Annotated in this window: 14 protein-coding genes and 1 riboswitch; all 14 genes read right to left on the bottom strand. The window is 45.5% G+C overall.

The window, feature by feature from the left end; all coding sequences use genetic code 11:
• Positions 1-66 precede the first annotated feature (66 nt).
• The 14 genes from DFP94_RS06125 to DFP94_RS06055 all read right to left on the bottom strand — a co-directional run bounded on the left by DFP94_RS06125 (position 67) and on the right by DFP94_RS06055 (position 15,207).
• A complete protein-coding gene (locus tag DFP94_RS06125) occupies positions 67-516 on the bottom strand; it encodes a YdeI/OmpD-associated family protein (protein ID WP_114495491.1) in 450 nt (149 codons plus the stop codon).
• A gap of 51 nt (positions 517-567) precedes the next feature.
• Positions 568-1,038: a DinB family protein gene (locus tag DFP94_RS06120; protein WP_181873031.1), complete on the bottom strand. Its 471-nt coding sequence runs from the start codon at positions 1,036-1,038 to the stop codon at positions 568-570.
• Between the two features lie 434 nt (positions 1,039-1,472).
• A complete protein-coding gene (gene ahpF / locus DFP94_RS06110; protein WP_114495489.1) occupies positions 1,473-3,002 on the bottom strand; it encodes an alkyl hydroperoxide reductase subunit F in 1,530 nt (509 codons plus the stop codon).
• Between the two features lie 11 nt (positions 3,003-3,013).
• A complete protein-coding gene (ahpC, locus tag DFP94_RS06105) occupies positions 3,014-3,577 on the bottom strand; it encodes an alkyl hydroperoxide reductase subunit C (RefSeq protein WP_114495488.1) in 564 nt (187 codons plus the stop codon).
• A 233-nt stretch (positions 3,578-3,810) separates the two neighbouring features.
• Positions 3,811-4,626 (bottom strand): ZIP family metal transporter, encoded by an 816-nt coding sequence (locus DFP94_RS06100; RefSeq protein ID WP_114495487.1) that lies wholly within the window; start codon positions 4,624-4,626, stop codon positions 3,811-3,813.
• A gap of 252 nt (positions 4,627-4,878) precedes the next feature.
• A complete protein-coding gene (locus tag DFP94_RS06095) occupies positions 4,879-5,415 on the bottom strand; it encodes a CueP family metal-binding protein (RefSeq protein WP_114495486.1) in 537 nt (178 codons plus the stop codon).
• A gap of 152 nt (positions 5,416-5,567) precedes the next feature.
• On the bottom strand, positions 5,568-7,505 hold the full coding sequence (locus DFP94_RS06090) for an FtsX-like permease family protein (RefSeq protein ID WP_114495485.1): 1,938 nt from the start codon (positions 7,503-7,505) through the stop codon (positions 5,568-5,570).
• The gene (locus tag DFP94_RS06085; RefSeq protein ID WP_114495484.1) at positions 7,502-8,257 is read right to left on the bottom strand and encodes an ABC transporter ATP-binding protein; all 756 of its coding nucleotides are present in this window, start codon (positions 8,255-8,257) and stop codon (positions 7,502-7,504) included. Before DFP94_RS06085 ends, DFP94_RS06090 begins: the two co-directional genes overlap by 4 nt.
• A 99-nt stretch (positions 8,258-8,356) precedes the next feature.
• Entirely contained in the window at positions 8,357-9,361 is a 1,005-nt protein-coding gene (locus DFP94_RS06080) for a sensor histidine kinase (RefSeq protein WP_114495483.1), read from the bottom strand.
• The gene (locus DFP94_RS06075) at positions 9,358-10,050 is read right to left on the bottom strand and encodes a response regulator transcription factor (RefSeq protein ID WP_114495482.1); all 693 of its coding nucleotides are present in this window, start codon (positions 10,048-10,050) and stop codon (positions 9,358-9,360) included. The genes DFP94_RS06080 and DFP94_RS06075 overlap by 4 nt, the downstream gene beginning before the upstream one ends.
• Before the next feature lie 132 nt (positions 10,051-10,182).
• Positions 10,183-11,976, bottom strand: coding sequence for a hypothetical protein (locus DFP94_RS06070; RefSeq protein ID WP_147273837.1), 1,794 nt, complete (start codon positions 11,974-11,976; stop codon positions 10,183-10,185).
• Between the two features lie 168 nt (positions 11,977-12,144).
• Positions 12,145-13,476, bottom strand: a complete 1,332-nt coding sequence (locus DFP94_RS06065) for a voltage-gated chloride channel family protein (RefSeq protein ID WP_114495480.1) — start codon at positions 13,474-13,476, stop codon at positions 12,145-12,147.
• Positions 13,477-13,543: 67 nt separating this feature from the next.
• Positions 13,544-13,603, bottom strand: a riboswitch (Fluoride riboswitch).
• A gap of 82 nt (positions 13,604-13,685) precedes the next feature.
• On the bottom strand, positions 13,686-14,240 hold the full coding sequence (locus DFP94_RS06060) for a GNAT family N-acetyltransferase (protein ID WP_114495807.1): 555 nt from the start codon (positions 14,238-14,240) through the stop codon (positions 13,686-13,688).
• 109 nt (positions 14,241-14,349) lie between these two features.
• Positions 14,350-15,207 carry a VOC family protein gene (locus DFP94_RS06055; RefSeq protein WP_114495479.1) on the bottom strand — a complete coding sequence of 286 codons (858 nt, stop codon included), beginning with the start codon at positions 15,205-15,207 and terminating at the stop codon, positions 14,350-14,352.
• Between the last annotated feature and the right edge of the window lie 131 nt (positions 15,208-15,338).

The raw sequence follows: 15,338 nt of genomic DNA, 5'->3' as shown, positions 1-15,338 counted from the left end.
TAAATCGTCCAGCAATCAGCTTTCATAGATTGCTGGACTTTTTATGTAATCTTCATACTGCAGGATTTATTTATCTTTAAGTTTATTAATTAATGCTAGTGTTCGGTTAATCTTTGTTTCTTCCTTTTTAGCAATTTCAATATAATTTATCTGCTCTCGCTTAATGTAATCTGGCTGAATTAGAAAGGTATTCAGAATGTGGTGATCTTCAAGTTTTTTTGTAATGTAATCCGGCAAAACAATATTACGATTTTTCTCACATTTTTTAACAATTACATGGATTTTGTCACCGAGCTCTTTATGTACTGCTCTTCGAATAAATTCATTATAAACAAAATAATGCCCCTTTTTTGACGGCAACAATGTATGGTCAAACTCGTGCCCGTCAACGATGATTTGAATAGGTACTTTACCATTAGTATTGAATATTTCCCTTACTGAGTATGGGAAATAAACTACTTTCCATTTCATTTTACCATCCAGCATCTTTATCTCACTATCGAATTCATAAACCATATTGAATAACACTCCTCATTGTAAAGAAGCTGATTTGGGTCACTCACGTTATCAAACCCACTTTACTGCTTCTAGGTGATTCGAATTCAGTATGTTGTTGCAATAACCTATATGATGTTGAACATGTCGGATCTGCATTAGGATTACATCAGTTTTAGTTATTTCTTCGTATAGTACACAGGGTTCCAATAATCTGTCGTCAGTAAGTTCATCAATAAACTTATAAGCCACATTTAATATATCCTCAGCGTACTTCGTCATTTCCTCTTTAGTAGGGTAGTCAGAGCACTCCTCATCTAGGGCTTCTGTTATATCCTTACCAAAGTCAGGTATATTGAATTGTTCATCCTTCTGCTGCCTAAACCAAAATTTCATACTGGTTGTAGCATGAAATATATGCTTCCAGTATTTTTGCTTCGCATCATTCCAAAAATCATCAGGACATACTTCGATAAGATGCTTCAACATTTCTAATGTCGGTTCAAACTGTCTTCTTAAGACAGCTACCATCTTGTCACTCATGCTCATCAACTCAATTCTCATAATTTAGAATTGTGACTATATTCTTGATCTAAACAATCAAAACCTTCTCATTCTCAGCAGTGCTATTGGCAAATTTGTGAACCCCCAAGCTAGTAAAGCCACGTGACTACATATAAAAAACGGGAGAATGATTGGTAAAAGTAACGCATCGAGTCGTTTGATTCGATGCGTTAAATTTATGATCTGGAGGTTGCCTGCGATGTCAAGTATGAACACTATCTTCCGGCACATTCCTATTGACAACGGCCCCCGCTGCAACGACAGCGTTGTCTCCGAGGGTCACACCCGGGAGATCACATAAGGAAGCCTGCTGCACAACCAACAAGCGTTAAAAGTTGCTTTACCAGAATTCTATATCATAGCCAATCAAAACAAAAAACCACCATAGTTGGTGGCTTTTTGTTCAAAGAGGCCTAATTTCGAATCAAATAATCGAAAGCGCCCAAGGCTGCGGTTGCGCCGGAGCCCATCGAAATGATGATTTGTTTATAAGGGCTATTGGTGCAGTCCCCTGCCGCAAACACGCCAGGCAAAGTCGTTGCACCTTGGCGGTCGACGATGATTTCACCCATTGGGGTCCGTTCAACCGTACCGGCGAGCCAATCGGTGTTAGGTACTAGACCGATCTGCACGAACACGCCTTGCAATTCTACATGCTGTTCTTCCCCGGTGTCGCGTTGGACGTAGGTAATCCCGTTGACCTTGTCGGTACCGGTAATTTCCTTGGTCTGAACATTTTTGAGCACCGTTACGTTTGGAAGGCTGTAAAGACGATCTTGCAACACAGAATCCGCCTTCAGTTCCGGCGCAAATTCAAGAACTGTTACATGGCTGACGATTCCGGCGAGGTCGATCGCCGCCTCGATCCCGGAATTGCCACCGCCGACCACCGCAACATGCTTGCCGGCAAACAACGGACCGTCACAATGCGGGCAATAGGCAACGCCCTTGTTCTTGAATTCGGCTTCACCCGGAACGCCGACGTTACGCCAACGCGCCCCCGTAGACAGGATAACGGTCTTGCTTTTCAGCACGGCTCCGTTTTCAAGTTCCACTTCGATGAGTTCCTTTTTCTCGAGCCGTTTAGCGCGCTGAAGCTTCATGATATCCACGTTGTAATCCTTGACATGCTCTTCCAAGCTTGCCGCGAGCTTGGCACCCTCGGTATGTTTTACGCTAATGAAGTTTTCAATACCTACCGTATCCAGCACCTGACCACCGAAGCGTTCAGCGACAATCCCCGTGCGGATGCCTTTACGTGCTGTATAGATAGCGGAGCTGGCTCCAGCCGGACCGCCTCCGATAACAAGTACGTCAAAAGGCTCTTTATCATTGAATGCCGAAGCGTCCGGAGTATCGACTAGTTTTGCGACAATCTCTTCAATGGACAAGCGGCCGCTGCCGAAAAACTCTCCATTCAGGAATACCGACGGAACGGCCATGATATCTTTGCGCTCAACTTCTTCCTGGAATGCCGCACCGTCAATCATTGTATGCGTAATACCTGGATTCAGAATACTCATGAGGTTCAGCGCTTGAACCACATCCGGACAGTTATGGCAGCTCAAACTGATATAGGATTCAAAGGCATAATTCCCTTGAATGCCCTTGATTTGATCAATCACGCTTTGTTCAACCTTCGGTGCCCGTCCGCTAACCTGCAACAAGGCCAGAACTAGCGAAGTGAACTCATGCCCAAGAGGAATACCGGCGAAAACAACACCAGTGTCTTCACCAGTCCGATTTACGCTAAAACTCGGAGTTCTATCCAATTGAACCTGTTCCATCGTAATCCGGGAAGACATGCCGGCCAACTCGTCCAAGAAGACCAGCATATCTTTGGATACGGCGTCGGAGCCTGCGCTAACTTTAATTCGCACATCTCCTTCAAGGAGCTGAAGGTATTGGTTTAATTGTTGCTTGATATCAGCATCCAACACCAGTAATCGCCTCCTTAGATTTTACCTACAAGGTCAAGGCTTGGTTTCAAGGTTTGCGAACCTTCTTGCCATTTTGCCGGGCAAACTTCACCTGGATTGTTGCGAACGTATTGAGCGGCTTTGATCTTGTTGATCAACGAGCTGGCATCGCGGCCAATGCCACCTGCGTTAATTTCCACCGTCTGGATTACTCCGTCAGGATCGATGATGAACGTACCGCGGTCAGCCACGCCCTCTGCTTCAATCAGAACGTCAAAGTTGCGGGAAACCGTATGGGAAGGATCGCCGATCATAATGTAAGTAACTTTGCCGATCGTTTCGGAAGAGTCATGCCATGCTTTATGCGTAAAATGGGAATCGGTCGATACGGAATAAACTTCGACGCCAAGCGATTTCAGCGTTTCGTATTGATCTTGAAGGTCTCCCAGCTCCGTTGGGCATACAAACGTGAAATCTCCCGGATAGAAGCACACCACGCTCCATTTTCCTTTGAAATTAGCATCGGTTACTTCGAAGAATTTCCCGTTTTGGTAAGCCTGTGCTTTAAAAGGTAGTACTTCAGTTCCAATCAGTGACATGTTAAAATTCCTCCTATTTAATTTAATTTTTAATTAACTGAGAACCATTAGCAGTTAATAATGATTATTATCTGCTGCTAATTTAAATAATATCATTAGTTACCCTATTTTGCATGAAGAATACATGAAGACAGTTTGACCATTATGTGAACAAAAGAACACACAGTGACAAATAAAAAAAGCCTGCATCTATAGCAGGCATAAAATTAATACCGGTATTAAGTGCCAATCTCCTAGCCCAAAGCCACATCAAGAATCATCATTAAAATAAAACCGAACATTAAACTCATGGACGCCAAATCTTTATTGCCCTTTTCTTGAGAGCTGGGAATCACTTCTTCAACAACGACGAAGATCATGGCCCCAGCCGCAAAACTTAGCGCGTAAGGTAATAAGGGTTCGACATAGGCAACAGCAAATGCGCCAATGACCGCAGCAACCGGTTCAACCATACCTGAAAATTGTCCGTAAAAAAAGCTTTTTCTGCGCGACATTCCCTCTCCTCTTAGGGGCATGGACACGGCAACTCCTTCGGGGAAGTTCTGAATGCCGATTCCAAGCGCCAAAGTTAGGGCCCCGATTAGCGCCCCTTCGGTTCCGCCGTTAGCAAGTGCGCCAAAAGCAATCCCTACCGCCAAGCCTTCCGGGATATTATGAAGCGTAATGGCAAGCACCAGCAGCGTGCTTCTTTTTCTTTTATTCGGATAAAATCCTTCCGCTTTACCGATCGACGTGTTCGGATGAAGGTGAGGCAATATTTTATCGATCCCCCATATAAAGATGCCTCCAAACAAAAATCCGAGAGCTGCCGGGAACCAGGTTCCAATGGCATTGTTCTCCGACAATTCAATGGCAGGGGCCAATAATGACCAGTAACTGGCGGCAATCATGACCCCCCCGGCGAAACCCAACATACTATCCAGTAGTCTCTGGTTTAAGGTTTTCGTGGCAAACACGAGAGCTGCGCCCAGGGCCGTCATTCCCCATGTAAACAAAGTTGCCAGTAAGGCTTGTAAAATTGGATCAACATTCTGAAAAAAATCTACCAAAATAGAAAAACTCCTTTTGCCGAAAAGATGAAGTTAGAGAAAATTGTTTCTCCCAGTAAACATTTTAGCTTATTCTAAAGAACCGTCAATTACTTTTCGCTTCAGCCTAATTATCGGAAACTCCACAAAAAGCTCCGTACAAGACTTTCAGCAAACTTATGGACTTCAAATCAACAGAGTAAGTGGTCCCCAATCATGGCAGAAACTAAAATAACTCTCTCTAAATCAGAGCTTATCTACTACGACATGGAATTAAACCAGTTGCATAGTGGTGATACAAGTGTTATCGCCTTCGAATGTCGATATTTCGGAATTGGCCGTTTTTCCGTCATGACTGATCTTAACTTTATAGGTTTTGTCCCTCGGCAGCCATAAATCTACAAAGCCGTTACCATAAGTTTTCATTTTTTGATTCAAAACCGTATTTCCCTCGTCGTCAACAATGTTGACTTCAAACTCCTGATCTGCCATTTCCCCTTGACAGCCGGTCAAACTATGGATTTCACAAGGATGCGTACTTTCGACGAACGGAGCGATAGATACGAAAAACTCATCTTGGGGCAAATCATAAGTAGAAGTGCCCTCTCCCTCGTCGGACACGGTAAGTTTATGCGACGTAATCGAAGCGGAATCGGCCACCTTCATTCTTGTGCTGTAATCCTGAACCAATTGTTTGATATCCTGGGTGCTTGCAATCTTTGCTTCTTTGTTGTAGCCATTCGAGAAGATAAAGGCACCCCAGGCTATGGCTATCAATCCAATCGATATTACTAGAGTTTTTCGTTTCATGTTTGGCACCTTTCCTATCAATTTTATTAAATTATTATTCACTATACCATATTATGTAAGCCATTCGAAAGACGGGATTGTTTTATAGGCTTTGCCCAAGCAAAACCAGACACAACAAAGCCCCAGACCTTATGGCCTGGAGCTTTGTATTTTTACAACGATTCCTTGATAACGCGCTTATAGAAAAGCACTGACAGAAGGCCGAAGATGGAATATAGCACCGTGTATAGCAACATGACCAGAATCATCGGGGTCCACAGTTCGGCTCCGAACAAGAACCAGCCGGATTTAACGGCAAAATAACTATGGCACAATCCAACGACAAGCGGGATACCGAAATTAAACAATTGCTTGAATTGAATCCCGCGAAGCAAATTCCCTTGCGTGAATCCGAGCTTCCGCAAAATCGTATAGTTCGGACGCTCCTCTTCCCCTTCGTCCATTTGCTTGAAATACAGGATGCAGCCGGAAGTAATCAGGAAAGTCAGGCCCAAAAAAGCAACGATAAACATGATCAAGCCCATGTTGCTTTTTTGATTGTCAATGAGATCTTGTTGGGAGAAATAGCCGCGTTCATCTTTATAATCCATTTTCATAAACAAATCGTTTGCTTGTTCAAGCAAAGCCGGATCCAGAATGTCGATCCCTAAATAAGTCCGGCTTTTTCTTTGAAGATCCGGATTCAAATCTTTGGCCAACTTGTCATATACCGTTTGATCGACAATGGCAGTCGGCATATTGACCGAGTAATACAAGGAGATTACAGCCTCTTTGTTCGACCCGATCAGATTTTGTTTCAAGGACCCATGCAACCCTTTAAACGCAATCTCGCCTTTTTCCCGGATATCCATAAATTGCATCATCGCATCATTGGATCCGGTAAACAAGGTCTCTTCCGGAGTTACATCCACACCATCAAGAGAAGAGTCGCTGACTACGGAAATGGTCATAAAGTCATAATCTTCCCCCTTCAAACTGGCCCCTATGATCTTAGACATATCGACGTCCGCTATAATAACATCGCGGCGGGTTTCCTTGAATTCAATATGATGATCGCGGAGCGCTTGGGTAAATTTGGAGAGGTCCTTTTCATACAGGACGGAAAAATGGTTCGGCACGCTTTGTTGCGCGGATTTTTCCGCGGAATAGTATGAAATGTAACTTAACGATAACAGGCCGATGGCAAGCGCCGAGACCGTAGTAATAATGGTCAACAGCAACGCGTTCGATTTCATCCGGAACATAATGGACGAAAGCGACAATACTTCGTTTAGCGATAAATAACCGCCCTTGCTTTTACGTATCACATTGAAAAAAAAGCTGACGGAGCCCTTATAGAACAGATAAGTCCCGAGAATGACGGAGCCTAGAATCAGAATCATTGCCATAAATAGCTGTGTCATATCGGTAAAATCACCGCCGAACAGCTTTGTCGACACAAAGTAGCCCAGCAGGATAAGACCGATCCCGAGCAGGCCGATCAGCATTTCGGAAAGAGGCATTTTCTTGATTCTGTTCTCGGTTGTGGATACAACCCTAAAGAGAGACAGGATGCTCTGCCGTTTGATAAACGTGTAATTCATGATCATAATGAGCAAATAAATGGCTGCAAACACGATCATCGTTTGAATCAATGCCTGATAAGAGAAATTCAGAGAAGCCTCGGTGTCCACGTCGATGATTTTGAACAGAATCATCAGAAGAAGCCGCGAACACGAAAAGCCGATGAAAATGCCGATCAACATGGACCCGAAATACAAAATCAGGTTTTCGCTGCTTAAAATCCTGAAGATTTTCCCTTTTGTTAATCCGATTAATTGAAACAAGCCAATCTCCTTGCCCCGCCGTTTAATAAAGATCGTGTTGGCATACAGCAGGAATATCGCAACGATGGCGACGAGAAGCACGGATGCGGCGGCAAGACCGGCAGCTCCTTTCATCGATCCTTTGATCTCGTTCAGCGAAGGATCATATTGCAGGGTAACAAAGGCAAAATATAGCGCAACGCTAAAAATCAACGCAAAGACATACAGGTAATAGTTTTTGATGTTCTTTTTCAGATTACGGTAAATCAGATAATTCATGTTCATCCCTGAACACCGCCCAGCACGCCTTGGGTCTTCATAATGTCATTAAAGAACGCTTGTCTCGATTGCTCGCCTTTATTTAACTGCGTATAGATTTGACCATCCTTGATAAAAACGACTCTGCTGCAAAAGCTTGCAGCGACCTGGTCATGCGTTACCATAATGATCGTCGCGGCAATCTTCTGATTGAGTTCGCTTAGCTTGTTCAACAGATCGGAAGCCGATTTGGAATCCAACGCTCCTGTCGGCTCATCCGCAAAGATAATGCTGGGGTCATGAATAAACGCGCGCGCAGCAGAGGTCCGTTGTTTTTGCCCGCCGGATATTTCATTCGGATACTTATCCTTGATTTCATAGATCCCCAGCTCAGTTGCCACCCGTTGAAATTTCCGGTCCGCTTCGCTTTTGGACACTTTCTTGATGGATAGCGGCAGAAGCACGTTCTCTTTAACGGTCAGCGTATCCAGCAGATTGTATTCCTGAAAAATAAAACCCAGATGATGCTTCCGGAATTCGGCCAAATCTTTCTCTTTCAGACCGGTAAATTCTTTCCCTTCGATCTTGATGCTGCCCAGGCTAACCTTATCAATCGAGGAAAGCACGTTCAGCAAGGTTGTTTTCCCGGAACCGGACGCCCCCATGATGCTGACGAATTCCCCTTTTTCTACGCTAAGGTCGATTCCTTTCAGTACCTCTTGTTTATTGAACTTGTTCCCATAGGTCTTATGAATTTTATTTGCTTCCAGTATCGCCAATTTCAATCACTCCTTTAAGTATGTTCCTATCATAACCGCACAAGGCTACCTTTTTCCTTCGTTTTCCCGAACAAAGTACAAAAGCATGTGACGATGTTGTCACATGCCTGTCAGGTTTAAAAAGCCGTTCTTTTTCGGAAACGTGAGCGTGAAGGTTGTTCCTTCGCCAAGCTGGGATATGACATCTATCGTGATGGATAAGGAGTCGGCTACCTTTTGCGCCAAATAAAGCCCCATACCGGTAGCGGCGCTGTCCTGGTGTGCCGTCGTCGACGTAAAACCTTTGTCAAAGATACGGGGAAGATCCTTGGGATCGATACCTCGCCCGGAATCTTGAATTCCGAGCCAGGATTGCCCGTCCTTCATGCCGCTTTTGATTACGATATCCGAAGCCCCGCTGTATTTCACCGCATTCGTCAACAGCTGTCTGAGGATAAAGCCGAACCATTTGGCATCCGTAAGCACCTCGGCTACCGGAAGAGATACATCAAAGCCGATCCCCTTTTGCAGGCACCATGATTTTAATGCCCTGATCTCCCCGTAAATGAGCGGTTCCAACGCTGTTACCTCGATAAATACGTCGTTCTGGATAAAAGGGATTCGCTTCTGATGAAGCTGCTGGTCCAGCAATAAATGAATGCGAAGCCATTCATACATCATTTGTCCTTTCAGCGTTTCATCGTTCAGTCGCTCGATCATTAATTGCAGCGTCGTGAGCGGCGTTTTCACTTCGTGAATCCAAGACAGGAGCTCGTCCTTCTCTTGCTCCAGCTCAATCCGATGCATGGACGACTCCTGCATGTAGCGCTCCGTCTGCATGTTCAGCACATTCATCGCCATATCCTCGAACGGACTTTCCGGTTCCCGGATGGAGGATAAATCATACGTATTATCCCAGGATTCCAGGTCCTTATAGAATTTGGTCTCCTTCTGATATCTCACCAGCAAAAACCCCAGAAAAATAAGGACGGACAAAAACACGATATACAAGATCGACTTAAAAGGGATTGTGGCATCCAATGCAGCAATAGACAGGAACAGCAGTTGTAGGGCCAGAAATAGCAAGATCCAACTCAGCCGTTCCCTGAGATATTTTGCAATCATAAGGAATCCGCCTCCTCCGTTGCCATATATCCCTGCCCCACCTTCGTTTCAATGAAGGGCTCCAGCCCGATCTGCTCCAGCTTTTTGCGTAGCCGGTTAACGTTAACGGTCAGTGTATTGTCGCTGACGAAATGTTCGTTGTCCCAGAGGCTCTTGATTAGTTCTTCCCGGCTCAAAATCTGATTTTTTCGCTCAATGAGCATTTTCAGAATAAACATCTCGTTCTTGGTCAGTTCCACGGAACCTTGTTGTGCTGTAATGGTATTCTTTACGTATTCAACGGTCGCTCCGCGCCAGGTGCGGAGCTCTATACGCTCTGTGTTGTAATTATACACCCGGCGGAGCGTAGCCTGTATCTTTGCGATCAGCACCTCAAAGTGAAATGGCTTCTGAATAAAGTCGTCTGCGCCTAGCTGCATGGACATCACCATGTCGGTCGGATGATCGCGGGAAGACAAGAAGATGATCGGGACATTGGAATGGGACCGGATCATACGGCACCAATGAAAGCCGTCGAACTTCGGTAACTGGATATCGATGATGACAAGATCAGGCTTGAAATCCGTAAATTCCTGAAGGACTTTGCTGAAATCCTTAACGCCGTATACGTCATAGGACCATTGCACAAGCCGTTCTTTAATCTCATGAAATAAAGTAATATCGTCTTCGATCAGCATAATTTTAAACAAGGAAGTCACCACGCTTTATATAATCGGGAAAGTCTACATTCCCTTTCCAAGTTTATAGTAAAACTTTCACATATGCCATCAAAGGGTTAAAGTTTACATAATATTTATTATGATAACATTGTAATTCAGGCCTTACATTTCTGTATAAAAAGTATCTCTGACCAATTGCATCAGGCGTGTTGAGCCAGGATCATCCGCCATCAATTTCAATAGCTCATTCATATTAGTGGTCAGCCTTTTTTCCATCGTTTTGATCTGTTCTGCCTGATCGTCCGATAAATCTACACTGTAATCATCGTTGCCGATGACTTTATTTTTGGCGGCGGTTTGCAGTTCTTTTTTGAAGTCCTTCCACTCACTTTGAAGCCAACTATAAGTGTCATACTCCTCATCCGTTTTCAAGGTTTCATTCGAGACATAACGATTCAGCTCAATCTGCAAATCCAATCCCTTATAAGCATTAAAGGTGTTCCACATGGAGCCGCCTTCATATTTAATACCATTAAACATTTCGGCATCCTCCAGAATTTGAGACAGCAGCTTCTCATATTGCCGAACTTGGCCGGCCAATGATTTTTTTCCCGAGAGCGTATCTTTTCTATAATCGGCAAAGTGTTGTCCGGCCAATCCGGCCAAAGTAATCTCGTCAGCCGCCGAGTTCTGCGAGAAAATTAAAAGAGATTCCCCTAAAGCAGCATAATCCAGATCTCCGGTGTGAAGGAACTTCTCGTTACAGATCAGAGATGCCAAGGCCTCGATTTCCTTCTCAATCTCCGTATTATCCGAATTCGGAGAGATCTGTCCCTGTATCCTGCGGCCTTCCTTCACCAAGTTAATAATCGTATCGTTATGGCCGGAGTCATCCAACAAATCATTGTACCACGGCAAAACCGTATAGTATTCCCAAGTCGAAAAATAGACGGCTGCCCGACTGGTATGAACGCCGCTTTCCGCGGATTCATAATCGCTCAGGATCTGGATGTCCTTTTTGCCGTCTGCATTCATATCCTTGAAAGCAATGGCGTTGATGCCCGCGAATGTATCATTCCCGGTGTCCACGACAGGCAACGTATACGTTACGGTTTGGTCCGAATTCAGGATATGATATACGGATTGTTTTACTCCATTCTCGTTATAATATCCCGAAACAAAAGTGATTTTGCCCCAAGGCTGCAATTCAGTCTCGAAAGATTGGTCTTCAATCATCTGGTAGCCCCGATCCGCCAGTTGCTCCAGCGTTGCATCCGCATCTTGCATGGCGTAGTTCGTCATCTCTGCCGTCTCCACAGATACGGCATCCGCTACTTCATCCGAAGCCTTGATCTCCCCTTCTTCAGTAACCTCTTTCGTAAAGGGCTCGACGTGGATCAAGCACAGGGCTGGGACAAGCCCTCCCGGTTTGGTAACCTCATACTCCATGGTTCCGTCACCTTGAAATCCGACAAAAGAATCGTCAAGTTTGCCATCAAGCTTATACCCCTTCTCCAGAATCAGTGGAGTTACAAGCTCTTCCAGCGCAGAAACATACGCTTCTCCATTCAGATCATTTAAATTGGGCGACTTCACCAATACGTTAATCAAAGGCGAACCACTAACTGCATCCACTACGGTGCCTGTTCTTGCATTCAGGTGATAACGAACTGCGTCGGTCCCTTCGGGGACATCGGCGTAAAACACCAGCATCTCATCCGAAGATCCTTTAACCGATTCTTTTCCCCGGTACTTCAGGTTTTTGTCGATATGGGTCTGCATCAGCTTGGTCAACCGTTCCAGATCCGATTCACTCTGATTCTGATTCTGTTGATTCTTTTGCTTGCCGGATTCCGCGTTCCCAATCGACTCATTTGATGTGCAAGCGGATAAATTCATGGTCAACAACAGTAATGCAATGATTCCCCAATACCCCATCCGTCTCTTTCTAAACATGTCTTCCTCCTTCTTGAACTGTTCGACAGCCCGACCGTTTTCCACATTTTTCCGCAAAATTCCTCTTCTATTATTTCGTCCAGAATTTTGTTATTCCTCCATGACATAACCCGGTAGAAACAAAAAAATCCCGCCTCCAAGACTATTGTCTCAGGAACGGGATTCAAGTCACGAGGATGGCCTGTCTTTTTTGCTGTTTCTAAAATTCTTCGCGCTCGACAGCGTAGTTCCTTGGGGGATCGAAATCCAATGGCTCTTGGAGATGCCGATCTGTTGCGACGTATAAATGCCGGTATGTCCGGAGAATAAGTAGCTTACGATGCATGCGATAAACAGGTAAATGGCTCCTTCCGAGCCAAACAGTTCAATTCCCATCAAAAAGCAAGCAATCGGTGTGTTGGTGGCACCGCAGAATACGGCGATAAAGCCGAGACCGGCCAAAAAAGGCGCATACAGATGGAGAAACCCGGAAAGGGCGTTGCCCAACGTCGACCCAATCACGAATAACGGCGTCACTTCCCCTCCCTGAAAACCTGCGCCGAGCGTAAGCGACGTAAACACGAGCTTGAACAAAAAGGACAATGGAGACACCAATTCCGAAAACGAACTTTGAATTAAGGGGATGCCTAAACCCAAATAATCACGGCTGCCCACAACATAGACCAACCCGATTATGACCAAGCCCCCGACGGCACTTTTAATTACAGGATTTTTGAACAGCCGTGCGTAACCTTTTTTCAACGCATGAGTCAATTCGCTGAATGCCCGGCTAGTCAGGCCGAACAGGATGGAAGCTAACACGACTTTAAGCACAACCAACCAATCCAACTCGGGGATTACGCCCATCGAATAATGAATATGGGAGACCCCCCAGAAAGTAGATGTAACCAGATTGCCGACAAAAGCGGCAATGAAAGCCGGAATAATCGCTTCGTGGCTAATGAGTCCGATCGCCAGCACTTCCAGGCCAAATACGGTTCCTGCCAAAGGAGTGCCGAAGATCGATCCGAATCCGCCGCTAATGCCGCATATAAGCAAAATTTTACGGTCGACCGGTCCGACCCGCAGCATTTTTCCGAACCATTCGGCCAAGCTGCCGCCCATTTGTACGGCCGTGCCTTCCCTGCCGGCCGAACCGCCGAACAGATGCGTCACAATCGTACCGAACAAAACAAGCGGCGCCATACGGAGCGGTATCGTTTCGTGCCCGTCATGGATTTGTTCGAGGATGAGATTATTGCCCTTGGCGCTATTCTTCCCGAATTTCAAATACAGATAACTGACCAGAGCCCCGCCTGCAGGCAGAAAAAATAATAACCAGGGATGGTCCAGCCGCAGATTACTCGCTATATCCAGGCTTCGCAAAAAGAATGCGGACGCCGTGCCCGCCAGGATCCCCACTCCGCTTCCAAGGAGGATCCACTTGAGCAAGGTGCCCGTCAGGGCAAGCATGTCCCATTTTTCCGACCGTTTGGACCAGATTTGTCTAAATTGTCTCATCTCTTCTTGTTCCTTTCCATTCCTGAAAGAGCAAAAAAATAGACTCCTACCAGAGAAATGTTCAAAAGCTCTGGTAGGAGTCATCAGCTCTTCAGCGGTTATGGCGAACTCCATCGCCTATAATAGATAATTGCATTTTAATATAGCCAAGTGGTTCAGTCAACCGAAAATTAAAGTACAACCAGTCGGAATGACGCCATAGGTTATGGCTACTCTCTGTTCTCCAAGTATTGGCTTTTCAACAGGGAAAATATTACGGCGTCCACGAATTGATTTTTTTCATAAAAGCACTGTTTCAAATAACCTTCTTCATGGAATCCTGTCTTCTCCAGCAAAAATCTGGAACGGATATTGTCCGGGTCGATAAAGGCTTCAATCCGGTTGAGCCCGAGATCTTCAAAACCGAACCGCATGATTTCCTGCAGAACTTCAGTCATGACGCCCTGACCCCAGTAGGCGGGATTCAATTCGTAACCAATTTCCGCTTTGTAATGAAGTTTGGCCCAATTATGATATCCGCACGTTCCGATCACCTTGTTGTCCGGTTTCACCGTGATCGCCCAGCGGAATCCTTTTTTCTCCATGTAACGACTATTCCAGGATTGAATCAGGTCCTCAGCCTGCCGAAGTTCCACAAAGCTGTCCACGTCATAATACTTGGTTACTTCATCATTGGAAAAATAATGAAACAAATCGTCGGCATCTTCCGAGGTCAGTTTGCGCAATATGAATCTTTCCGTCTCCAATTGAGGGAACAGCTGCATGGCATTCGGTCCTTTCGTACTGAATTGGTAATCTATATTATAGGCGAAAGGACGAAGCGGAGAAAGCCCTTTCTGAGGGCTTAAGATTCTGTTTACAACCGTAACACGTTCATCGTACGACAATCTTCATCCCGATCCCGAAAGGATCGGTGAGCGAAATACCGTCGGCTCGACGTTCAAATGCTATGCCCTCAGCGCTAATTCGCTGTTCTATCTCAGCAAGGGCATCCCGGTCGGGAAGCGTAATCGTGAAGTAGCGTAGACCCACGGCGTCTTCAGGCGCAGCCGGGGCTCCGGCTCCGGCCCATAGATTCAAGCCGATATGGTGATGATAGCCTCCTGCGGAGATGAACATCGCTGCGTTGCCATAATGTGCGACGATATCGAATCCGAGTATATCGACATAAAAATCCTTGGCGGTTTGCAAGTTTCCGACATGGAAATGCACGTGGCCGATTTTCGTGCCAGACGGTAAGCCGTTCCACTCCGCCCCTTCCGAAATCGCCAGCAGGCCATCGATATCCACCGGATCGGTGGTCATCATAATTTCACCCTGATCGTCTCTTTTCCACGTATCACGGGGCCGATCCGCGTACACCTCGATCCCGTTTCCGTCGGGATCATTCAAATAAAGTGCTTCACTGACCAGGTGATCCCCTTGCCCAAGCGGGATTTTATGATGGGCCATATTGCGCAGAGCTAACCCAAGGGTTAGGCGATCCGGCACCAGTATGGCAAAATGGTACAGACCTGATACGGAGCGCTCCGGCAACCGCCGATACTGCGGGTCTTCCTCAAGAATGAGCAGCGGACTCTGGCCGTCTGCGGTAAGCTCCGCAACCGATCCCTGCCGGTTTAAAATCCGTAAGCCGATCACTTCCTGGTAAAACGCGAGCGATTGGTCCATATTCGTAATTTTCAAGCGCACAGCGCCAAGTTCGGTTTTCGGATGAATACTTTTAGACACAGTTTCATCCTCCTTTATCCAATATTATAGTTTTAACAAAATATGTGTAACCAAATTAGTTACAGTTTGTCGATGTAACAAGTATAGTTACACTTGCCTTTCATGTCAACCAAATTTAGTATGAAGTGATT

The sequence above is a fragment of the Fontibacillus phaseoli genome (assembly GCF_003337355.1).
Lineage (GTDB): Bacteria > Bacillota > Bacilli > Paenibacillales > Paenibacillaceae > Fontibacillus > Fontibacillus phaseoli.
Note: the sequence above shows the minus strand (reverse complement) of the source record. Positions and strands in the feature narration are given on the sequence as shown.